The sequence below is a fragment of the [Borrelia] turdi genome, from assembly GCF_008828755.2.
Classification (GTDB): domain Bacteria; phylum Spirochaetota; class Spirochaetia; order Borreliales; family Borreliaceae; genus Borreliella; species Borreliella turdi.
Window position 1 is genome coordinate 99,426 of the sequence record NZ_QBLM01000001.1, and the last position, 23,745, is coordinate 123,170.

The 23,745-nt window shown below is 27.8% G+C and carries 23 protein-coding genes and 1 tRNA gene; 5 read left to right on the plus strand and 19 right to left on the minus strand.

The window, feature by feature from the left end; genetic code table 11:
* Positions 1-8 precede the first annotated feature (8 nt).
* Positions 9-2,474, minus strand: coding sequence for an outer membrane protein assembly factor BamA (gene bamA / locus DB318_RS00405; RefSeq protein ID WP_151074108.1), 2,466 nt, complete (start codon positions 2,472-2,474; stop codon positions 9-11).
* A gap of 17 nt (positions 2,475-2,491) precedes the next feature.
* Complete coding sequence (locus tag DB318_RS00410) at positions 2,492-6,892, minus strand: translocation/assembly module TamB domain-containing protein (protein WP_151074109.1); 4,401 nt, start codon at positions 6,890-6,892, stop codon at positions 2,492-2,494.
* Positions 6,893-6,977: 85 nt separating this feature from the next.
* Between DB318_RS00410 and tmk the strand changes: the two genes are divergently transcribed.
* Together tmk and DB318_RS00420 are read left to right on the plus strand one after the other, a co-directional pair.
* Positions 6,978-7,586, plus strand: a complete 609-nt coding sequence (gene tmk, locus DB318_RS00415; RefSeq protein ID WP_151074110.1) for a dTMP kinase — start codon at positions 6,978-6,980, stop codon at positions 7,584-7,586.
* Positions 7,587-7,599: 13 nt separating this feature from the next.
* Positions 7,600-8,229, plus strand: a complete 630-nt coding sequence (locus DB318_RS00420) for a hypothetical protein (RefSeq protein WP_151060432.1) — start codon at positions 7,600-7,602, stop codon at positions 8,227-8,229.
* Here DB318_RS00420 and DB318_RS00425 read toward each other — a convergent pair.
* The 17 genes from DB318_RS00425 to DB318_RS00505 all read right to left on the minus strand — a co-directional run bounded on the left by DB318_RS00425 (position 8,226) and on the right by DB318_RS00505 (position 21,133).
* Positions 8,226-9,332, minus strand: a complete 1,107-nt coding sequence (locus tag DB318_RS00425) for a thymidine kinase (protein WP_151060431.1) — start codon at positions 9,330-9,332, stop codon at positions 8,226-8,228. The two genes, DB318_RS00420 and DB318_RS00425, sit on opposite strands and share 4 nt — an antisense overlap.
* A gap of 91 nt (positions 9,333-9,423) precedes the next feature.
* The gene (locus DB318_RS00430; protein ID WP_151060430.1) at positions 9,424-10,905 is read right to left on the minus strand and encodes a hypothetical protein; all 1,482 of its coding nucleotides are present in this window, start codon (positions 10,903-10,905) and stop codon (positions 9,424-9,426) included.
* A gap of 11 nt (positions 10,906-10,916) precedes the next feature.
* Positions 10,917-12,839 (minus strand): ATP-dependent zinc metalloprotease FtsH, encoded by a 1,923-nt coding sequence (gene ftsH, locus DB318_RS00435; protein WP_151060429.1) that lies wholly within the window; start codon positions 12,837-12,839, stop codon positions 10,917-10,919.
* Positions 12,836-14,158, minus strand: coding sequence for a tRNA lysidine(34) synthetase TilS (gene tilS / locus DB318_RS00440; protein WP_151074111.1), 1,323 nt, complete (start codon positions 14,156-14,158; stop codon positions 12,836-12,838). Before tilS ends, ftsH begins: the two co-directional genes overlap by 4 nt.
* A complete protein-coding gene (gene pth, locus DB318_RS00445) occupies positions 14,158-14,724 on the minus strand; it encodes an aminoacyl-tRNA hydrolase (protein WP_151060427.1) in 567 nt (188 codons plus the stop codon). Before pth ends, tilS begins: the two co-directional genes overlap by 1 nt.
* A gap of 4 nt (positions 14,725-14,728) precedes the next feature.
* The gene (locus DB318_RS00450) at positions 14,729-15,277 is read right to left on the minus strand and encodes a 50S ribosomal protein L25/general stress protein Ctc (protein ID WP_151060426.1); all 549 of its coding nucleotides are present in this window, start codon (positions 15,275-15,277) and stop codon (positions 14,729-14,731) included.
* 23 nt (positions 15,278-15,300) lie between these two features.
* Positions 15,301-15,372, minus strand: a tRNA-Gln gene (locus tag DB318_RS00455).
* Positions 15,373-15,434: 62 nt separating this feature from the next.
* Complete coding sequence (spoVG, locus tag DB318_RS00460) at positions 15,435-15,728, minus strand: DNA-binding protein SpoVG (protein ID WP_151060425.1); 294 nt, start codon at positions 15,726-15,728, stop codon at positions 15,435-15,437.
* A gap of 103 nt (positions 15,729-15,831) precedes the next feature.
* Positions 15,832-16,182: a ribosome silencing factor gene (rsfS, locus tag DB318_RS00465; RefSeq protein WP_151074112.1), complete on the minus strand. Its 351-nt coding sequence runs from the start codon at positions 16,180-16,182 to the stop codon at positions 15,832-15,834.
* Positions 16,157-17,341: an LCP family protein gene (locus DB318_RS00470; RefSeq protein WP_151060423.1), complete on the minus strand. Its 1,185-nt coding sequence runs from the start codon at positions 17,339-17,341 to the stop codon at positions 16,157-16,159. Before DB318_RS00470 ends, rsfS begins: the two co-directional genes overlap by 26 nt.
* Positions 17,338-17,919: a nicotinate (nicotinamide) nucleotide adenylyltransferase gene (nadD, locus tag DB318_RS00475; RefSeq protein ID WP_151074113.1), complete on the minus strand. Its 582-nt coding sequence runs from the start codon at positions 17,917-17,919 to the stop codon at positions 17,338-17,340. Before nadD ends, DB318_RS00470 begins: the two co-directional genes overlap by 4 nt.
* A gap of 85 nt (positions 17,920-18,004) precedes the next feature.
* Positions 18,005-18,991, minus strand: a complete 987-nt coding sequence (gene obgE, locus DB318_RS00480; protein WP_151060421.1) for a GTPase ObgE — start codon at positions 18,989-18,991, stop codon at positions 18,005-18,007.
* 46 nt (positions 18,992-19,037) lie between these two features.
* The gene (rpmA, locus tag DB318_RS00485; protein WP_004791364.1) at positions 19,038-19,283 is read right to left on the minus strand and encodes a 50S ribosomal protein L27; all 246 of its coding nucleotides are present in this window, start codon (positions 19,281-19,283) and stop codon (positions 19,038-19,040) included.
* The gene (locus tag DB318_RS00490) at positions 19,283-19,603 is read right to left on the minus strand and encodes a ribosomal-processing cysteine protease Prp (protein WP_151060420.1); all 321 of its coding nucleotides are present in this window, start codon (positions 19,601-19,603) and stop codon (positions 19,283-19,285) included. The genes rpmA and DB318_RS00490 overlap by 1 nt, the downstream gene beginning before the upstream one ends.
* 5 nt (positions 19,604-19,608) lie before the next feature.
* Positions 19,609-19,920: a 50S ribosomal protein L21 gene (gene rplU, locus DB318_RS00495; protein WP_151060419.1), complete on the minus strand. Its 312-nt coding sequence runs from the start codon at positions 19,918-19,920 to the stop codon at positions 19,609-19,611.
* Positions 19,921-19,977: 57 nt separating this feature from the next.
* The gene (locus tag DB318_RS00500) at positions 19,978-20,508 is read right to left on the minus strand and encodes an adenine phosphoribosyltransferase (RefSeq protein ID WP_151060418.1); all 531 of its coding nucleotides are present in this window, start codon (positions 20,506-20,508) and stop codon (positions 19,978-19,980) included.
* A gap of 70 nt (positions 20,509-20,578) precedes the next feature.
* On the minus strand, positions 20,579-21,133 hold the full coding sequence (locus DB318_RS00505; protein WP_151060417.1) for a DUF2147 domain-containing protein: 555 nt from the start codon (positions 21,131-21,133) through the stop codon (positions 20,579-20,581).
* 260 nt (positions 21,134-21,393) lie between these two features.
* Between DB318_RS00505 and flgF the strand changes: the two genes are divergently transcribed.
* From flgF to DB318_RS00520, 3 genes are read left to right on the plus strand one after another with little or no spacing between them, the layout of a single operon-like run.
* Positions 21,394-22,242 carry a flagellar basal-body rod protein FlgF gene (gene flgF / locus DB318_RS00510; protein ID WP_151074114.1) on the plus strand — a complete coding sequence of 283 codons (849 nt, stop codon included), beginning with the start codon at positions 21,394-21,396 and terminating at the stop codon, positions 22,240-22,242.
* Between the two features lie 12 nt (positions 22,243-22,254).
* Positions 22,255-23,052 carry a flagellar basal-body rod protein FlgG gene (flgG, locus tag DB318_RS00515; protein ID WP_151060415.1) on the plus strand — a complete coding sequence of 266 codons (798 nt, stop codon included), beginning with the start codon at positions 22,255-22,257 and terminating at the stop codon, positions 23,050-23,052.
* Positions 23,053-23,105: 53 nt separating this feature from the next.
* Positions 23,106-23,687 carry a hypothetical protein gene (locus DB318_RS00520; RefSeq protein WP_327786609.1) on the plus strand — a complete coding sequence of 194 codons (582 nt, stop codon included), beginning with the start codon at positions 23,106-23,108 and terminating at the stop codon, positions 23,685-23,687.
* Positions 23,688-23,745: the final 58 nt, after the last annotated feature.

Sequence of the window (23,745 nt, forward strand, 5' to 3'; positions counted from 1 at the left end):
GTATTATATCAATATCTCATCTCAATTCCTAAGAAAAATTTAAATCCAGAAAAATATTTGTAATAACTGTTAACTTTATCATTGTCAAAATAAAAAGGATAAGCTATTACAAAAGAAAGCGGCAACTGAGGCAAAAGACTTCTAATTCCAGTTCCCCAGCTAAAAGCAAAACTACTAAAAGGTCTAAATAAAGAATTTTCTTGCCCTTCTAAAGAATAAGAAGCAAAATCTATAAAAAAAACATCCCAAACTAAAATATTTTTTAACAAAGGAATAGATATTTGAACAGTATTTACAAAAGAACTGTAAATATTTTTCAAAATCCCCCAACCTCTAGCCTGCATAAAATTTTCACTAAGAACTATATGATGATGGGGTTGAATTTCAATTTCAAAACCATTGCCAAGAGGAGGTAATATATTTGAATAGACACTCCTTAAAGTTAAAATAATGTCAAAATAAGGACTAAAAACATCCTCATATCCTAAAAGAGAAAAATACCTTTCAAAGGTTGTAGCTGATTTAATAAAATGGCTCTGACCAAATAAAAACCCGCCAAAAAAATCAAACTGCTGCTTAAGTAAAAATCCATTATTAGACAAAGAAGTAGAATTTCTTGTATCCCAAGCCGCACTCAAACTAAGAGAATTTTCAAATCTAAAAGTCTTATAATTATCTCTTAAATAATAATTTGAAGGCCTGTTAACCTCATTGTCATAAAAAACATATTTCAAAGCGGTTTGTAAAGTCCCAAGAAGAGTCTGCTTACCAAGATAATTAGAAAAAGTATATCCTGTAAATCCTCCAAAACTAAGTTTAAGCAAAGAATAATTCATAGCATTAAAATCGGAAAAGCTTTTGGCATCTCGATATTCTTCCCAACTTGTAAATGGATCAGGAACTTCCCTTTTGCCAGAAAAAATAGGTCCATTAATATCCTGATAAGCAGTATTAACAGAATGTGAAAAATCTACAAATCCACCTACAGTCCATCTTTTTTGAAAAAACCAATTATCTCTAAATGTCAAACTTAGACTTTGCTCTAAAAAAGATAAATTTAGTCTTGCAGCAAAATAATAGCCTTCGCCTAAAAAATTAGAAAGCTCCCATTGTCCAAATACTGAGAATGGGAAAGAAGAATTTGAATTACCTCCAAAATTCATACCAAATCCAAAATTACTTGTTGCTCGCTCCTCAATGTTTAAATTTATTTTCATAAGCCCTTCTGTATTGCTTGGAACAATGTCGGGGATTACGTTTGAAAAATAACCAAGCTGTTGTAAATTTACCATGCCCATCTTAAACTTATCCAAGCTAAAAACATCTCCCTCTTGAAGGGGAATCTCTCTAAGTATTACACGTGAGGCTGTATTTTTATTTTTAGAAACAGTAATAGACTCAATATGAGCTTTATCCTTTTCTAAGATTTTAATTAAAAAATCAACAAACTCTCCTCTTATCTTTTGTGAAGGAATAATTTCTGTAAAAATATACCCTTCCTTAAAATAACTTTCCTTAATTTTAATAAAATCCTGCTCAAATTTAGAATTATTAAAAATATCGCCTTCTTTAAATGTGATAAAATTTTTTAATTCTTCCAAACTAAAAACTGAATTACCAAAAATTTCAAACTTTCCAAATCTAAAAACATTACCTTCTGAAATAAAATATTTCAAAAAAACTTCCTTTTCTAACCTTTGAGAATCTTTAAGAGAATCTTTAATATCAACAGTACTATTTATAATCTTAATATCAATATATCCATTATTTTTATAAAAAGACTCTAATTGTCGCTTATCCTTGTCAACATTACTTTTTAAATATTTACCATCTGAGAAAAGAGATACTACTCTTGATGCTAAAGATTTTCTCAAAGTACTACTTTTAAAACTTAAATTTCCTTCAAAATCAATACCTTTAATAACATATTTGGGCCCAGCTACTATCTTAAAAACAATATCAACTAAATTTCCTTCTTCCTTGATTTCAAAATTTGCAGAAACCTCAAGATACCCCATATCTTTATACATCTCTTCAAGCTTGTTAACACCTTTGTTAACACTTGCAAGGTTTAAAGGCTCATTAGTTTTAATATTTACCTTCTCAACAAGTTCACTATTCCAAAAAACTCTACTGCTATCAGAAAAAACAACAGAATTAACCAAAGATTTCTCTTTTACAATAAATGTAATAAAAAGATCCTCACCATCTATTTTGAAAATCGGCTTAATAAGCCCAGAAAAATAATCAAGAGAATAAAGATCAATTTGCAATTTATCAAAAATTTCATTAGAATATGCTTTACCAATGTAAGGTTTTAAAATATTAATAAAATCTGCCTCTTTCTTATTCTTAAGTCCTTCAAAATTAATACCTTTTATTATTTTCCCTTTGTAATTTTCAACTTGAGCAAAACCAAAAACAACAAAAAACATTAAAAAACTTATAAAAAATAAACCTCTAATTGAACCCATCTTAACCTCTTAACAATTTAATATTTAAATTTCCAAGAAATACCTATATTATTTCCTATTCCATCTAAACCTTTTTTCATAAAATTGTAATCAAACTCATAATTAACTAAAAAAAATGGAGAATCAAACTCAATACCTAAATTAATAACAAAATTTAAATCTTTTGAAAAAGGAGTCATTTGCTCTTTTAAAAATCCAAAACCTCCACTAATAAAAACACCCTCAACAAGATATTTCCCGACCTTAACGCTTGTATTGTCAAGAACATCAACAAAAGTAGGATTTCCAATTTTAAAAAAATTACTATTAATAGAATTCTTCAATATATCTGTCTTTATACTCAACAAATCTAAGTTTAATACAGAACGCATATAATCTTCAATGGGTTGAATTAAAAAATCAAGAGCAATGTCACTTACTATTCCAATTGCCATTTCAGCAGCATTAGTCCCTGCCGATCGCAATCCCCCTTCAGCCCCCCCCTCCATTGTTGAACCTGAAAGCAAATATTTAATCTCCTGTTCAGTTCTAGAAGGATAAGACATAAACTCAATTTTCCATAAACTCAAAGGACAATCAATGCCTATTGTAACAAGCAGCTTATCATTTCTATCTTTAATAGTATTTGTAGCCTCTGCTTTTATCCATGGATCAAATTTAGTTCTGCTCTCATTAAAGGAAATATAAGAGCCACTTTTAAAGATAAATTTTTTATTATTATAATTAACAAAACCACTTGCAATATTCAAATCTCCCTTAAGAATAAAATCATCTGTTTTTGTATCAGATTTTATTATAAGCTTATCCCCTCTTGAAATAGTAGCTTGTAAAAACGAAATATTACTATCTGGCCAATGAAAAGTAACACCACTGTCAAAATTTATCTCAAGATGGGTTAAAATATCAAAATCTCGAATATTAACATCAACTGTTTGCACTTTTTTTACTTGCTTGAAGGGATTTATCAATAAATTAACAATAGAACTTTCAAGGGAATAAACCCAAGCATTTGAAACATTTAAAACGCCTTTAAACATAATTTCATCAGGATTTCCTTCAATTGAAAAATTACCTAAAGCATAGCCTGTAAAGCTTAAAGCAATTTTGTCAAACTTAATAGGAACTCCTGTTCTACCAGTCACATTAATATCTATTTTGTAATAATCAATAATAGTATCACTTAGAAAATTTAAATTTAAACTGGTAGAAACAAAAACTTTAGAGTATCGATCTAGGTTAAACTCATTGCTAAAAATGATTTTATTATCCTGAATTTCAACTGGCACATCAAATATTTCTAAAACCCTATCACCACCAAACTTTCTAAAAGCTCTTAAATACTCAGTACTTATTGATCCTTTTTGAATATTTAAACTTCCATTAATATTAGGATTATACAAATCTCCATCAATATTAAATTCACCATTTAAAACAAGATCATAAAGAATAAAATGAGTGTCAATATTAAATAAAAAATGTGAATCTAAAAAATCTTTAGTTATTATTTTTGAATCAAATTTAATATCTTTAACATTCCCAAGAATTTTATTTTTAATTATTTTGCCTGACGAATTAAAACTAAGAGGAAAATAATCTTTTAAAACAAAACTATATTCTCCACTATCATAATGATATAAAATATTAATAAGATCATAATCAATTGAAGTCATATTAAATTTTTCAAAATCATTGCTAAACTCAACTGTAAGATTAGATAAAAACTCATTTTTATATTTAATATCTCTAAAAGAGAATTCGCCCTCTGTTTTGGTTTTCAAAATTCCAAATTGATCTTTGTCTCTGCTTTCAAAGTTTCTAAAATTTGCACTAAGCTTATAAGAAAACAGGCCGCTATTAAAAACCATATTAGACACACCTATAGAACTGCTTAGATCATATCTTAGGCTGCCAGTAAGAAACTCTTTTTTATTGCGTTTAGCTTTTATATTATATATGTTAAGTTTATTGTCCAATAATCCTAAATTCAGAGAAAATTGAACAGGAATGCCTAATAAAATTAATTTATCAGCCTCAAGATATCCACTCAAAGAATAATTTTTAAAATCATTGTTTTTAAAATTTAGTAAAAAATTACCATTGACCTTCCCCTCTAAAAGAGACAAAGAATTAAAATTGCAAAAATCTAAATCTTGGAATTTAAGCAAAAAATAGCTTCCATATTCATCAGAATTAACCCCTAAAAAATATCGTTCTGAATTTACGCTAGAAAATAGATTCAAACTCCCATTAAAATCATCTTTTAAATTGAATTGTCCGTATCCTTGCAAATTTGAAAGTTTGTTTACAAACTTAACATCAGAAATGTATAACTTATCATATTCATATAAACCCTTAAAACCAAAATTAAAATTATAGGCGGGCATTTTAGAAACTTTTATTATATTAAACTTATCTATTTTAAATTTCAAATCATTATTAATGCCTAAATAGTTTCCATGAGAATTTATATTTATCAAAAGATCAGAAGTTTTATTATAAACCTTAAAACCATTAACATTAAGAGCATAAATTATTTTAGAATCAAAATAATTTATATCTAATTTAATACCAAGAGGAGATTCTGCAACAATAAACTTATCTTTAAGATTCACATTAAAGTTCAAAAGATAACTTTTGTCCAAATAAGAAAAGTTCATACCAATATTAAACCCGCTTTCAAATAACTCAACAAATAAACTAGAATGCAAATTGTAATCATTATACTGTAAATCAAAGTTATTTGATTTGTAAAAATTTTTTTCTCCACTAGCATCAAATATGAATTTGAAATTATCTAACTTTGAAAATACTATAAAATTAAATTTTTTTAATCTATTTTTATGATAGTCAAATTTGTTTAAATCAAAATCAGAAACTAAATTTAAATATTTACCTGAAAATAAAATCTGGGGAAAAAAATTTATTAAGTAAGAACTAGGAATGACTTCTTTTAAAAAAAGCAAAGGAAACTCTTTAATGCCTAAACTAAAAGAAAATTCCTCATCATTAAGATCACCCTTTAAATAAATTTGAGAATTTTTATTTTCTAAATAAATCAAATAGTCAAAAAAAACTTTATCCTTTAAAAAATAAGTTTTTAAGCTTAAATTTTGAAAACTAAGATTTCCAAGGCTAAAATTATTAGACTTAACTGAGAAAATATCCTTATCTTTCTTAAAATCCAAATACCCATTTAAGTCCTTAAAGTTTAAAATTTTTGCAGACTTAAAGTTAAGGCGTCCTATTGGAAGCAAGTCTTTTAAAGAATAATAACCTTTATAGTTTACAACTCCCCTTTTGAGCTTTAAAAAAGCATTCTTAACAATTACAACGCTTTCATCCCCCTTGATTTCAAGTTGTAAGCCTTGAATTTCTTTACCTATAGTATCTACATTTAAAGAAGAATTCATTATCCCTGCATATCTTAAATCTTTATCTTTAAAATCATAAGAAAATGCCACCTGCCCATTTAAACTTATATCAAAATAATCTTTATAAACTTCAAAGTCTTTGTTTAACTTAATCCAATTTAAAAGATTAACATTAAAAAATAAAGCATCTAATCGAATAAAACCATTAGCTTTGTCATAACTTAAATTAAAATCAAAATTCTCCCTTCGTAAATTAAAAATTTTTAAATTTCCTTTTGAATAATTTATTTGGAATCCTTGCTCAAGAAAAGAAAAATATCTTGTTTTAAATTCAAAAAAACTAAAATTAACATAACCATCCTCAAAGCCTTTTTTGAATTTTCCCTCAAAATAGAAAGTTGAATCTAAAATTCCATCATCAACTCTTTCAGGCGGTAAATTAATTTCTAAATTTTTAAAAGCACTAAAATCAATCACAGAGCTAAATAAAAAATCTTCATCTACGGTGCTTAAGGAAAAATTTTTAACTTTAAAATTCAACCAACTATTATTATTAAGCCTAATATTAATATTGATATTTTCTAAATTAATATTTAACCTATAAAGATAGTTTAAAACTTTATTAAAAATTACATTTCTATTATTGTAAGCACTGCTAGAATTTGAATCATCGAATAAACCAAAATCACTTATATCAAAATTCAAATTACTCCCTTTAACATAAACATTTAAAATAATATTTTCATCACCTAAAATTAATTTAAACAGATTTAAATCTACCCTAACAACATCCATTAATATTTTATCTTTTCCATCCAAGCTTAACTCTAAACCGTCTATTTTAATAGATGATAAAAAATACGGTGAAATTTTATCATATTTAATCTTAAAGCCAAATTTTGACTCAAGATATTTTACAACAAAAAACTTGGCAGAATAAATTTGAACTTGAACAAATAAATTAATGGAAAAAATTATTAAAACAAAAACAAAAAATGCTGAAATCAACAATAAAAACGATTTATTTTTCAAAAATCCCAAATTCATACACTCATATATTGATAATTATTATTATATAATAATTATCAATAACCTAATTATTGGCGCCAAAGGAAAGGAAGAAAAAATATTTGTGATTAAAATTTTAAAAAACTTTTATTGCATAGAAGGAATTGATGGAAGCGGAAAAACAAGCATAATTAATAAACTAAAAGCTCTTTGCGACGATAAATCAAGATATTATTTTACAAAAGAACCATCAAGCGGAATAATCGGAGAAATGATAAAAAAGCAATTAATGAATTTTAAAAATCCCTTAAAAGAATCAACATTTGCATATCTTTATGCAGCAGATCGACACGATCATTTATATAAAAAAGGTGGAATACTAGAAATTTTAAAAACAAAATCCATAAAAATAATAACAGATCGCTATTTATTCTCATCAATTGCCTATCAAGGAGAATTAGGATATGAATTAAATAAAAATTTTCCACTGCCTGAAAAAGTATTCTTTATTGAAACAGCTCCAAACATAGCTTACGAAAGAATACAAAAATATAGAACACAAAGTGATCTTTTTGAGCTTGAAAGATACAATACTTTTGAAAAAATTGCTCTAAAGTATTCAAAAGCATTCAAAACCCTAGAAAAAAAAATTGATGTGATTTACCTTAATAATTCAACAAAAGATAATTTAAATAAAAACGCAAAAAAAATTTTTAATCTAATAAAATTCTAATATAATTAATCGTATGATTAATTATATTTTCAAAAGTATAACTTTTCAAATAAGTTTATTTCTACTCCTTTTAGTAGCAGTTGCAAAGATAAATGCATCGTCCAAATTTTATTATGCAGAACAATGGTATGTAATCTTTAGCGCTCAAATGAAAAAAAAACCTGAAAACTATAAAAAAAATATATTTTTTCTTCAAAAAGCCTTAAAATACCCATTTGGAAATCCAAAATACTCACTAACTAAAATAGAAACAAAAGAGCAATGGACAAAATATAAACTTCTTTTCAAAATGCATGTAAATCTGCTCCTGGTTAAACAAAACTTATATCTGGGAAATTTATTTGACACAAGAAATTTATATTTTTTCAAAACTCCAGAAAAAAATGGAATTATTCTCAATTTAGAAAAATCAAAAAAAATATATAAAATGGCTATTAACTACTACGATGAAGCGCTAAAATACCATAAAAAACTTGAAAGCTACAAATCTATCAAACTAGAAACCGATGGAATAACAAATTGGGAAAACGAATATCACAAAATCTCTCTTAAAGAGTTCGATTACTATGACATTATCAAAAAAGAACTACTAAGAATTGACGAAACTAAAGCATTTTTTGAAAAAAGTTTAAACTATTATTAAAAAAATTCTTTGCCCTCTTTGGAAAAAAAAATTTTATTTATATAATCCTTGTTTAATGAAAACTTAAAAACAAGATCTTTAAAATTTTCTTTACTCAAGATACTATATTCTGAGAAAAGGGTTATTAATGCTCTTTCTGCTAAAAAAGGTAATTCTACAATATTTCTCAAAATTTCAGCCCTAAATTCACACATTTTTTCGCTATTTAAAGAATTTACAAAATTGGAATTTTCAACATCAGTGCTTAACTCTACAATTTCATTTTCAAGAAATTTTTTATCTCCTTGTGAATACAGTAGGGCAAATGGCTTTAAAAAAGAAAAAAAATATTCTTTACCCACAAGATAATGATGCATTGAACATCTTGTAGCATAATTTGGATAAATAGCAGATTCAATCTCTTCGTCACCACCAACAATAAGCAAAGGATCAAAATAAGGAGCTGGAATTTCTTTATTGTTGTAAAAATAATACCTATACGAAAAAAAAGATTCTTCCATGCAATCAATGTGACCACAATAAGCTCCAAGCTTATAAATCTTATCTGAATATTCTACCAAAAGTTTAGCAGTATCATTAAAAGACTCTTTTCTAAAATTATAAAGTAATGTGGGCAATATAAATAAAATATTCTCATTTAAAGAAATTTTATTTAAAACAAAAATCAAACGTTCATCATAAAAACATGCCTCATCAATAATAAAAGTACCACAACTAGGATTAGAAGCTATTAAATTTTCAATATCAAACGAGCTGCTGGCAAAACCAATCTCATCAATTTTATCTTTTCCGCCGCCTCTATATGGTATTACATTTTCTGGATAATCCTGAAATCTCCTCTTGTCTAAAAAATTTCTAATAAAAAATACATTAACCCTGCTCCTATTACCTTTAATAACATTGCCTAACACCTTGAAAGATTTTTTTCTTACAACAAGAGAATCTTTATAAATTTTTGCGGCATATTCTGTTTTTCCACTTCCCATAGGACCAACTACAAGAATCAAATTTATTTTGGCTTTAAAATCAAAATGACTAACAGAGATAATGTTATTTAATAATTTAGTATCTTCTTTATTAGCAAAGTCTAAACAAAAACTCAAGAATCCTCCCTGAAGTAAATTCAAATTCAATTATACAAATAAAGAACAACAAAAAACCTAAAATTAATAATTTAAGGCTCTATTAAAGTCATCATTCAAAAGAATAATAACTTTCAAAACAATCATCATCTAATAAAACTTTTTTTATTTTTAATTTGCCCTTCTCATAAATTTCAATATAATTAAATCTTGTAGAACCATTAACTTTTCTATAAATTGAAACCAAACTTCCAACCACATAATTTTTAATTTCTACTAAATTAAATCCAAAGTATTTTTTTTTACTTATCAAGCTTGATCTAATATCTAAAACAGAAATTTTTTCAAAAAATAAATTCAAAGCAGTGGGTAGGAAAAAATCTTTAATATTAATCAAGAATAATTCCCTGATCCCAAGATTATTAAAATCGTAACCTAAATGATTAAAAAGATTGAACTTAAAAGAATGTAAAGCAAATGTATAAACATCTCTTTTATTAGGATATTGAACCTCAATCATATCAACATAAGGATAAACAGAATAGTTTATTTTATAACCAAATAAACTATTCTCATAATAAACTGGAGACTTGTCTTTAAAATAAACTTTATTAAAATATCTGTTATTTAAACTAAATTTATTGCCAAAATCTGCTGTTCCTGAAAAAATACCTACTAAAATTCCATCTTTGAGTATGGCAATATTATTTTTATTGTCAATACAATAAATTCCTGACAACCTTTTATAATCTTCTAAAAATTTACTCTTCATCTCAGGATCTTCTAAAAGATCATAAAACATTTTATATTCATTTATTGTCTCAGGAGGAAATTTTTTAAAAATTCTATAAGCTTCAACGGGGTCTAAAAGCTTGTATTTTAAAAAATAAATGCCGTGAATTCCATTATATTCTTTAATTTTACCCTTAAGAAAAGAAAACAAAGAAACAGAATTGTCATAATTAAAATCTGAATTTCTAAATATATAATTAATATTTTCAGTCGTAAAGAAAAAATCTTCTTTTGATCTAATAGTATTAAAAATGCTGAAAAAAAACCTATCTTCTTTTAAGAACCACTTAAAAAATAAAAAATCATTGCCATACAAAGAAAAGGCTTTAAATAAAACTTTTTTAAAATCATTCCCAAAGCTTTTTAGCCTTCCAGAAGCTTCAAGTCTCATGCAAATTAAATCTTTATCTATTTGTAATTCTTCATTTAAGCTTCCATACAAAGTAATAATTTCTTTATACATATCCTCATTATTATTTTGCCTTAAAAGCAATGCAAAATAATAAGTGTATATTTCTTTAGTAGCTATTGTTTTAAAGTTATTAATCTTAATTGCTTCTTTTAATAAATAAATTCTATCTATTAAAGCAATATCCTCTTTTAATGCAAGCTCATAAAGAGAGTCTGATGCTAGCAAATTAAAATCAAGAGATCCATAAATCAAGTCACTTCCTTTTTGAAAATTGGAAAAATTTTTAGACTCATTAAAAAGAATACTTGAAATATCTTCATCTTCTTTGATTAGAGCTGCATTTAGGTTTATAGAAATAAAAAGAATCAAACCCATCTTTAAATAAAACATAAACACTTATCCTAACCTTTTATCTCTTCCTCCTTTACTTCTTTTGCAGTAGTAGAATCCACTACAAATAAATCGTACTCATCTTTACTAGCTTCAAAACCCAAAAGCTCTCTTACTTCTTTATCTGTCAAAGTTTCCTTTAAAACAAGTTCTTTTGCAAGCTTAACAAGCTGATCCTTATGCTTTACAAGAATATCTGATGCTTCTTTTAAACATTCTTCAAGTATTCTTTTTACTTCTCTGTCAACTTTATCAGCAGTATTCTCAGAATAAGCCTTAGCCTTTGAAAACTCTTTTGGAAGAAAAATGGGTGCTTCATCATCTACTAAAAATATTGGCCCAACCTCTTCGCCCATTCCCCACTCCGTAACCATTTTTTTAGCCAAGCTAGTAGCTTGCATTAAATCATTTTGAACACCCGCTGTTGTAAAGCCCAAATTTATTTGCTCACTAGCATAACCACCATAACATATTTTTATTTTATCAAGAATTTGGTACTTGTTTATTGAAAGTCTATCTTCTCTTGGAAGCGAAAATGCAACGCCAAGTGCCCTGCCTCTTGGGATAATGGTAACCTTATGGAGTGGATCGGCATGTTCAAGATAATAATGAAGCAAAGCATGCCCTGCCTCATGATAAGCAGTCTCAAGCTTTTGCCTATCAGTAATAGTCATAGATTTTTTTGCAACTCCCATCAGTATTTTATCTCTGGCCTCTTCCATATCCTTCATTAAAATTTCATCTTGATTATTCCTTGCAGCTATTAAGGCTCCTTCATTAATTAAATTTGCAAGATCAGCACCACTAGCTCCAGGAGTAGCTCTTGCTATTACATGCAAATTAATATCCTTTGAAAGCTTTGTTTTTGAAGAATGAATATTTAATATTGCCTCTCTTTCTTTAATATCAGGCAAAGAAACTGTTACTTGTCTGTCAAATCGCCCAGGTCTAAGCAACGCAGAATCAAGAACATCTGGACGATTTGTGGCAGCCATAACAATTACATTAGTATGTGTTCCAAATCCATCCATTTCAACCAATAGTTGATTAAGAGTTTGCTCTCTTTCATCATGACCACCGCCAAGCCCCGCGCCACGACTTCGACCAACAGCATCAAGCTCATCAATAAAAATAATGCATGGAGAATTTTTTCTAGCATTATCAAATAAATCTCTAACACGACTTGCACCAACTCCAACAAACATTTCAACAAAATCTGAACCTGACATGTGAAAAAAACTAACCCCAGCCTCACCAGCAACAGCTTTGGCAAGCAAAGTCTTGCCAGTACCTGGAGAGCCAACCAAAAGCACTCCTTTGGGAATTTTTGCGCCTATTTTTTCAAATTTTTTTGGATTTTTAAGAAATTCAACAACTTCACGAAGCTCTTGCTTAACCTCTTCTTGCCCAGCCACATCTTTAAAGGTGATTTTATTCTTTCCAGCTTCGTACTTTTGAGCATTGCTTTTTCCAAATGTAAAAACTTTTCCACCACCACCTTGGGTTTGACGAAATATAAAGAAAAAGAAAATAAAAAATAAAATCCATGGCAAAGTTTGCAATAAAACCCCAATTAATGAAGCTTGACTTTTCCCTGAGCTAAGCTCAACTTTTTTACTTTTTAACTCTGAAAGCAAATTTATATCAAGATAGGGAATAGTGGTAGAAAAATAAGATTTTACAAAGTTGGAGCCCTTAACAACAAATTGAATCAAATTTTTATCAATTATTACTACAGACTCAACTAAACCATTGTCCAAATAACTCTGAAAAGTGCTATAAGGAACATTTTTATAGCTTTCCCCTCCCCTTATAAAATATGACATAAATATTGCTGAAATTAAAAAAATAACAACAAGCCCTAAAATCCAATTTTTATTCTTCTTTTTGTTATTAGATTTGCCATTATTATTTATATTATTATTGCCATTCATTCCTTTAAAAGCCCTCCAATCAAAGATATACTAATTTTTTTAAGAATGCTTTTTTCACTCCATACTAAGTTTAAAGTATTTAAATCAATAATTCCAATTAACCTATTATCTAATGCTAACAACATTAAATAAATCGGATTGAACCTTATAAACTTAGAAAAAAATTTTTTTGCTTTCAACTTATTTTTAAAAAACTTACATCTAAACTCATAAGAACAACATTCTAGCCTTGATACAGAAGCTGTATTGCACTCTAAACATTTTAGCAAAATCTTACCTAAAGATAAACTATACCATTTACCAACTTCTAAAATAAAATCAAAAGGTTTGTAAAGTTTTTCATCCCTTTTAAAAATTAAATTAATTTTATTATGCCTTTTTTCTAAAAAAAAATCATTGGTTTTTAACAAAACATTGTTTTTCTTTTTACTAATCTCTACTTTAAACACTTCATTAAGAGCTTTATAGGAAACTTTAGTTACAATTCCTTCTGAGTTTAAAATTTTAAAAATCAATCTAAATACCAAATACTTGGGGAAATCTAAAAAAGCTTTCAAATCAAAAGAATAATAGTATCTACCCTTCTCAACAGGAAAAAATTCATCTTTTTCAAAATAATCTGAAAATTCTTTTGAAAATTCAGATATTCTCTTAAGACATTTTTCATACCCTTTAAAAATCTTTTCTATAGAAGGTAATAAATTATTTCTAACTCTATTTCTTAGATATAAATTTTGAGCATTTGTACTATCAATAAAAAAACTGATTTTATTCAAAGATAAAAAATTCTCAATTTCTAATCTTGAAACTTCGAGTAATGGCCTTATAATATTTTTGTTAATACTAGGAATGCCTGCAAGACCATCCAAAAAAGATCCTTGAAAAAATCTCATAATTATTGTTTCAATTTGATCGTTCTCGTTATGAGCAAGTGCAATATAATTTGCATCATTTTCTTTAAGGGCATTTTCTAAAGCATTATATCTACATTTCCTTGCAAGTTCTTCAATAGATACTCCCAACCTGGCTGATTCGCTTTTTATATCTATATCGCATTTTTTAATTTGCAAAGCAATGTTGTAAAAATTGCAAAACTCCTTTACATGCTTTATTTCTTGATTTTGCTCATTATCAGACCTAATAAAATGCGCAAAATAAAATGCAATAATATTATTGTCCAAGTAACATTTTAAATTCAATAATAAAGTTGTAGAATCGGCTCCTCCAGAAAAAGCAACAATAACCCGATTTTTATTTAAAGAATTTTTTTTATAAAATTTATCTATTTTAATTTGTATATTATCGTCTAAAAAATGCATTAAAAATTACTAGAATTGATTTTTTGAACCTTATCTTTAAAATTTGCCTCACTAATATCAATTAACTCATCACTTAAAAAGTCATACAATTTTTCAAGCCTATTTATTTCATCCTTGCAAAATCTAGAAAGAACAAAGCTCTTTATATCGTTCACAACATTGCTCCCAATCCCAATATAAAGTCTACTGTAATTAGGGCTTCCAAGAGCACTTGAAATTGACTTAAGACCATTATGAGTAGACGCACCACCCCGCTCTTTAAGTCGACATTTCCCCAAAGGAAGATCAACATTGTCAAGAACCACTAATAAATTCTTTATACTCATATAAAAATCTGAAAATATTGAAGGAAATAAAGATCCACTTAGATTCATATAAGTCAATGGCTTAACCAAAATTACCCTTCTAGAAATCATTCTTAACTCTGAATATTCATACTTTTTTTTTCTCTTTAAAAAGAGGCCATTCTTAGAAGCAATTTTATCTAAAAGAGAAAAGCCAACATTATGCCTCGTTAAAGAAAATTCTAATCCAGGGTTTCCTAATCCAAGTATCAACAACCCCATAAAATCACTTTATAATAACAACTTCCAAATTCTCATCACTTTCTGCAAGCCTAACATTAGAAGGCAACACAAGATCTTTAAGAAGAACGCTATCTCCTTTTTTAACAGGAGTTAAATCAAGCTCTATGAATTCTGGCAAATCCAAGGGTAAAGACTTTACCTTAACTTTCTCTTTCAAAACAGTCAAAATTCCACCCTCTTTAACCCCAATAGAAGCCCCAATAAGCTTAATAGGAATATATCTTTCAAGTTCAACACGCCTATCTACTTCATAAAAATCAATATGATAAATGAGATTGCTTGCAATATTTTCAGCAACATCTTTAATAAAAACGCATCTTTCAAGCTTACCGTCATCTAATATTAAGACAGTATTATCTGTAAACTTTGCAAATTTCTTATTAAACTCACTACTCTTAATTTTCAAGTGTGAAACATCATTACCCTGTCCGTAAACAACCGCCGGTATTTCATATTTAGATCTTATTCTTCGAGCACTAGAAGAGCCAAAGCTTGATCTACATTTACAACTCAAAATCCTGCTATTTTCCACCAAAAAACTCCTAATGTAAAATACTGGGACGGAAGGATTCGAACCCTCGAATGACTGGACCAAAACCAGTTGACTTACCGCTTGTCGACGTCCCAAAATACCTTAATACTTACAATTGACAAGCATACAAGATACAACACGCTTTGTCAATAATTATCTAAAAATCTAATTCAAGCTCAAGATCGGCTGGATTTTCTCTTATATATTCCTTAAAAATAGAAGTTTGTAAAATTTTCCTAAAATCCTGACTAATAGGATGTACAATGTCTTTATATTCGCCAACTCTAGTCCTTCTGTTAGGCATAGCAATAAATACTCCCTTTTGCCCTTTAATAACTCTAATATTGTGAAGAACTAAGCAATTGTCAAAAGTAACTGCAACGTATGCTAGCAATTTAGAACCAGAATTTTTACTTTCAACTTTCTTAATCCTTATGTCTGTAATATCCACTTATAAGCCTCCCGCAAAAAGTACATACCTTAAATCTAAAATATTTTCTATTTTTTGTAAACACATTTTTATGATATTTTTAGTTTTTTTAATTAAACAGTAATTAAGTATAAATCATAATTCCTTTGGACCATATTTTTTCAAGCTCATAGTATTCTCTAGCCTTTTCGCTCATTAGATGAATTACCAAATTTCCACCCGAAACAACAGACCAGTCATAAACCAATCCTTTCCCTTGAACATTAAAATTAATTTTCTTTTCTTTAAAAAATTTAACTATCTTATCAAAATACAAAGTTTCCATCTGCTTAAATGATACAAAGGTAGCTATTATAAAAAAATCAGTCCAATTGCAAATATTACTAACATTAATACCTATAACGTCAATTCCATTAAAATCGCTTATTATTTTGCATAAATTATTAATATCACTTGCTTTTAACATATCTTCCATCAAAATCAGCTCCTAAAATAACTATTACATCGGGATTAATATCAAAGTTATCAAGCTCTAAGAATCTTTTAGTTTGAACTTCAGAAATTGGCTTAATATTTACAGCTTTAATTACTTCCCCAACTCTAACAGCCATTTCCAAATTATCCGAATTATTTATAATCAAGGTATTTTTATAAGAATTTTTATCTGCATTGCCAAATTTTAAAACTTTAAATTTTAAAGAATTAAAAATATTTGCTGTTTTTTTTGCAAGCCCAGCAACTTTTGTTCCATTTAAAACAACAATCTTTACTATCTCTTCTACACCTTCATTAACCAACTCTTTATTCAATTTATCAACAGATTCTTTTAAAATAGCGCCCCCATAATAAGGGAAAACCACCTTTATTAAATTATTATCACTATCCTTAAAAATCTCTTCTTGTCCTTTAATATTAATAGAAATAATTTTATTATTATTTATTTTATAATTTTTAACAATATATTTAAAAACAACCTCTGAAAGGTTAGTATCTAACATGGAATATATTTTAAAAAAATTGTCATTTTCAATGCCAAAATCTGAAATTTGAAAAAGAAGTTTTTTAAAAAACTCTTTAAAAAACTCAACTCTCTCTTCAAACTGATTAACATTGTTAAAATATCTTAAGTAATCGTATGCTTTATCACCATCAAAATTAGAAGTACCAGAAGGTATTAAAATAGAATCCTCAAAGCTATAAACTTTTACTGGGTTTTTAACAAGAAGCCTAACTCCTCCCAAGTAATCAATGAGTTTAACAAAATTTTCTTTTTGAAAACGAATATAATAATCTGATTCATGAGATAGTTGTGTATAAATTTTAGATAAAAATTTATTAAAAGAATTTTTTTTATAAAGATCTTTAAACCAAGATATATTACCTTTTAAATCCTCATATCCAGTATGAATTGGAATATCTAAAAATCCAATATTTCCTGTTTTTATATTAATAAAAATTTCTTGCATACTTACAAGGTTTTTGTTAAGATCTTCTACTAGAAACAAAAAACTAATATTGCTCTTTGTATTAAGCTCAAAATAAACCAACTCTTTTTTAGAACTTCTAATAAAAAAAATTACTACACCTGCTATTATAAGAATAATTAAAAGCAAAAAAATTAAATCTTTCCTCAAATATTTACCTTTTTAACATACAAATTATTATCTTTAATGTATTTTAACACACCAAAGGGTAGTAAATAGCTAACAGGAAATCCATTAGCAATTCTATTTCTAATCTCTGACGAAGAGATCGGTATTATTTTATTGTCTACATAAATATGCTTAAAAGAACTTTTTAGCCTCTCTTTGTAAATTCTGTGAGCAATAACAAGATCAATAGAACTTGCAATACTTTGGGGGTCTTTCCATGAATCAAAATTTTGAAAAAGATCATCGCCAATAACCAAAAAAAGCTTATCGTTTTTATATTTTTTCTTAACACAAGAAACAGTATCAACAGTATAAGTTATTCCGCCATTTATTATGTCACAATCGTCTACAAACATTTTATTTTCATTTTCTAATGCAAGCTTAAGCATATCTATTCTATTTTTAACACTAACATCCCCCCCAATCAATTTATGAGCAGGATTACAAGTAGGAATAAATATTACCTTATCAATATTTAATAAAAACTCTATCTCTTTAGCCAAAAAAATATGTCCAATATGAACTGGATTATAAGTGCCTCCTAATATTGCAATTCTCATAAGTTATTTTTCCCTAAACAAATGAATTTGACATCCAAAAACCAAGTCTTAAAAATAAAAACACCAACAATAAAATCGGTTATTATTAAAAAGTTTTAGCCAAAATAAAAAATTCTTTAATAAGTTCATCAATCCCTTTGTTCTCATAAATAGAAATGCCCAAAATCTTTTCTTTTCCCAAGGTTTTTATCAAGTAATCAAAATTCTTCTTAGAACTATCCAAATCAAGCTTATTGGCAATAATAATTTTTTTTTTATTAAAAAGATCAAAGCTATAAGATTTTAATTCATTTAAAAGAATATTATATGATTCTAAAAAATTTGCTTCAGAAATATCAATTATTAAAGCTAAAATTTTAGTTTTAGTAATATGTTTTAAAAACTTAGTCCCAAGTCCTACTCCAAAGCTAGCACCTTTAATTATTCCCGGAATATCTGCAATTATTAAATTATCATAAGAATATCTGAGTACACCAAGATGAGGAATCTTTGTTGTAAAAGGATAATTTGCAACCTTAGATTTTGCTGAAGTTATTCTATTAAGAAGAGAAGATTTACCAGCATTAGGAAGACCAACAAGTCCAATATCAGCCACCAAAAAAAGCTCAAGACGCACATTTAAGTTAATGCCTGATTCTCCAGGTTGAGCAAACCTTGGCGCCCTTCTAATTGAAGTTTTAAAATTCCAATTACCAAGACCGCCTCTACCGCCTTTTAAAATAACAAATTCGTCATTTAATTTTTCAAGCCTACATAAAAGAGTTCCATCATCTTCATTATAAATATCTGTATTTGGGGGAACAAAAAGAATTAAATCTTCACCATTAGCACCACTTTTCTTAAAGCCCATTCCAGGTTTACCATTTTTAGCACAAAGCACATGACCATTTTTATAAGAAGATAAAGTGCGAAGATTTTCTCTCACCTTGAAAATTACACTCCCGCCACTCCCACCATTTCCACCATCCGGACCGCCCTTTGCATTAAACTTTTCACGCAAAAAAGAAACGCACCCAGAACCGCCATTGCCTGAAACTACTGTTATGCTTACAGAGTCCTTAAAGTTATACAAACTTTCTCCAATTTTTCAAAAATTAAAACTAAATATTAGTTACATACTAAATAATATTTACATATTTTCGTCCCTTCAAAGTTTTAAACTCTACCTTACCAGATGAAAGTGCAAATATTGTATAGTCTCTTCCAAGACCTACGTTTTTACCCTTATGAAATTTCGTACCTCTTTGTCTAACAATTATTTCTCCAGCCTTAACAAACTGACCACCACTTCTTTTAACTCCAAGTCGTTTAGATATAGAATCTCGCCCATTTTTTGAACTACCACCACTTTTACTTGTTGCCATTAATTTTCCTCCAAAACTAATTTAATATCATTAGGATACTCAAAGCACAAATCATTTATGCCTCTAATTAAAAATCTGCTATAATAAAAAAGGCTTTCTTTACTTAAATCCTTAAAAAAGGACTTAAATTCTAAATAACCTCTTTTTGAATTCTTTACAATAAAAGCCTCACCCTCAAGATCAAGAACACTGAAAAAGGTTCTCAAAATAAAAGAAAAAGAAGAACAGACAACGTTGACATTATTCTTACTTATAGCATGCCCATTGGCTAAAAGATAAATGATTACATCATCTTTTACTTTTACTAAAACATCAATCAATAAACTTAAGAAACTATTTCATCAACCAAAATGTAAGAATAGGTTTGTCTGTGTCCAACTTTTCTCTCGCTTGATTTTCTTCTTCTATATCTATAAGAAATAACCTTCTTATCTTTTTTGTCTTCTTTATAGGTACACCTAACAAGAGAATTTATAACATAAGGCTTTCCTATTTTAATCTCTCCATCTTTACTAACAAGCAAAACGCTATTAAATTCTAACTTCTCTTTTTCAATAGGAGAAATTTTATCTATTTTTAAAAATTCGCCCTCAATAGCCTTATATTGTTTGCCATTTATTTCTACCAATGCATACATTACATTACCTCAACTAAATATTGTAAATTTAATAAAAAAGAAAAGTCAAGCATTAAATTAATTGTACCTTACAAGGGAATTAACTTCATAGTCTTTAAGGATGTGTCTGCCATTAATACCACAAAGCTCAATAAAACAAAAAATATCCTTAACTCTGCCTCCGGATTTCTCTAGCAAAATTGCAGATGATTTTAAAGTTCCACCAGTAGCTAATATATCGTCTATTAAAAGAATATTGGAATACATTTTAACATCGTCTTTGTGCACCTCTATTCTCCCAAAACCATATTCAAGCTCATACTCTTCGCTAAAAACCTCTCTAGGCAATTTACCCTCTTTTCGAATTAAAATAAGAGGAAGCTGCATTTTTAAAGACAAAGGAGCGCCTATTAAATATCCCCTAGACTCAACAACTGCAATGCAATCAATTTTTTTAAAATTATAAAAAGAATATGCCTCATTTATTAATGAAGTATAAACTTCGGGTTTTAACAAAACACTAGTAATATCGTAAAAAAGAACACCCTTTTTAGGAAAATCGGGTACTTTTGTAATAAATTGATCATAATACTCTGCTTTATTTTTCATAAACCTACTTATCCCATCTATATGCTTATGTATTTTTTTCAAAATAGTAAAGTAAAAACAAAAACCAAATTTATTCTTTTAAAGGAGGAGCTGGAACAAGATTATGCAAGTCTACTTTTGGTATTTCATCAACTTCAGCTCTTGTCCAAATTTTACTTCTGCCAAAAATCCAAACTTTACCCTTAGTAATAAGATTCCCGGTTTTACTATCAACGCTCATTTCAGAATTATAAATTTTGCCGTTTTTAGGATCTATTATTTTACCCCTATCCCACTTTTTAAAAGAAGGAGAATACTTAAGCCCCCACATAAAATCAAGGCCTTCTATTGCAAGATTTTCAAACCCAACCACAGTGTCTCCTGAAGGACTTTTAGTATCATACTTTTTACCATCTTTTATTACAATTAAAATTCGTCCATAAACTTCTTCATTATATTTATAAATATAAATAATAGAATTTTTTATTTTACTTACATCATCATACCCAACCCAATATCCTAAAACCTCATCTCCAGAATTAAGGTTTTCAGCCTTATTAATAATTTTACTTTCATTTAAATCTTCTGAATTTGCAAATAAAAACATTGCAAAACAAAAAAAAAACTTTGACAAAATCCTATTCATCAATTCTCCTTAAAACTAATAATTCTAAACTATAGTTCTTTTTTTTAAAATTACTCATTTAAGATGGCTAATTGAAAAATTAGCCACAAAAATCATTATACAACTTATTTTATAAATTTTAATTATTAAGGTAAAAACCTAAACAAAAGTTGACCCAAAAAATATAATAATTAAGCAAAAAAACAATAGATCAATTAATTGTTATATAAGACAATTAATGGTAGTATTAATAAAGTTAATTGTCTTTAAGGATTTAATTCGTGATAAGAGGAATTTATACAGCTGCTAGCGGAATGATGGCAGAAAGGCGCAAGCTTGATGTAGTGTCAAACAATTTGGCAAATATAGATCTTATTGGGTATAAAAAAGATTTGTCCATTCAAAAAGCATTTCCAGAAATGCTAATAAGAAGACTAAATGATGATGGCCTTTATAAATTTCCCAAAGGGCATCTTGAAACAGCTCCTATTGTAGGTAAACTGGGAACAGGAGTTGAAGAAAATGAGATATATACAATATTTGAACAAGGCCCATTAAAAACCACTGGCAATCCATTAGATTTGGCGCTCACTGATCAAGGATTTTTTGTAATACAAACTTCAGATGGAGAAAGATATACAAGAAATGGTTCTTTTACTATTGGAAAAGAGGGAATCCTCGTTACAAAAAGCGGATTTCCTGTTCTTGGAGAAAAGGGATATATATATTTAAAAAAAAATAATTTTAAGATAACGCCCCAAGGGCAAATCTTTTACAATTCAAACTTTGAACCAAACCCTAAAAGACTTGTTAGCGAACGTGAAAATTCTTGGGAAAATTACGAACTGCTTGATACCATCAGAATTGTAAATTTCGAAAATCCCAGATTTCTCAAAAAACAAGGAAATTCTTTATGGATTGATACAAAAACATCTGGCAAAGCACAAGAAATTGATATATCATTAAGGCCTAAAATCGAAACAGAAGCACTCGAAGCTTCCAATGTTAATGCCATTAAGGAAATGGTTTTAATGATTGAAATCAATAGAGCTTACGAAGCTAATCAAAAAACAATACAAACTGAAGACGGTCTTTTAGGAAAATTAATAAATGAAATTGGAAAATATTAAGGAGCATATTTTATGATGAGAGCATTATGGACAGCAGCAAGTGGAATGACTGCACAGCAATACAATGTAGACACAATTGCCAATAATCTTTCAAATGTGAATACTACAGGATTTAAAAAAATAAGAGCAGAATTTGAAGATTTGATTTACCAAACCCAAAACAGAGCAGGAACTCCTGCAACTGAAAATACTTTAAGACCGCTTGGAAATCAAGTTGGCCATGGAACAAAAATTGCTGCTACTCAGAGAATATTTGAACAAGGAAAAATGCAATCCACTAATTTACTCACTGATGTTGCTATTGAAGGAGATGGATTTTACAAAATTCTTTTACCTGATGGAACTTATGCGTATACTAGAGATGGGTCATTTAAAATCGATTCTAACCGAGAGCTTGTAACAAGTCAAGGATACAAATTGCTGCCTAATATATTCTTCCCAGAAGAATATATCCAAAACTCAATTACAATATCTGAGCAAGGAATAGTGTCGGTAAAAATTAATAACAACAACGAACAAATAGAACTTGGACAAATTGAAATATCAAGATTTGTTAATCCTGCAGGACTAAGTGCTATTGGAAGCAATTTATTCAAAGAAACAGCTGGATCAGGCCAAGAAATAGCAGGAATACCAGGAAGCGAAGGCATGGGGATATTAAGACAAGGCATTCTTGAAATGTCAAATGTATCTATTGCTGAAGAAATGGTAACAATGATAGTAGCTCAAAGAGCTTATGAAATAAACTCAAAGACTATCCAAACTTCTGACAATATGTTAGGAATCGCAAATAATTTAAAAAGGCAATAAAAATAAATAATTTTTTCTTTATTTTTATTTTATTCTTAACAACAAACTCAATTATGAGCATTGCTCATGATTTGTGCTTCAACATTACTCCTAGTAAAGCATATTTTTTTTCAAGAAAGTATTCAAAAATATGCAATAATCAAAACTTATCAAAAATATATATTCCTCCGCATTTAAATAAAAAATCAATAATTTTTGAAATGATTTATTACATCACAAAAAATTTATCAAATGAAAATATCTACATACTTCAATTCAACTTTGATGAATCTGAAATAAACATAGACGATAAATTTTTCAAAAAAATAAAATTTAAAGTAAAAAGCAATAACTCATACAAAAATATTCCAATTCAAAAAACTCTAGTTTATTATGCAAAAAACTTTGAAAGCTATAAAAGACACAATTACGTTAACATGTATATTGATATAATTGAGCCTATTGCATTTGCAAAAGAAAATCTAAAAAAAAATGAAATCCTTAATGAGCATAATATCTACTTTAAATACAAAATAAACACAACTGGAATAAATGATGTTTTAAGTCTAAATGAATTAAATAATAGTAAATATAAAGTTATACGCAACACAATCAAAAATGAAGAAATACGATTAAATAACGTACAAAAAGAATAATGCTTTATTTTGTCAATTTAATAATTTTAAGATTAATTAGCAATTTGCCAAAAAAATT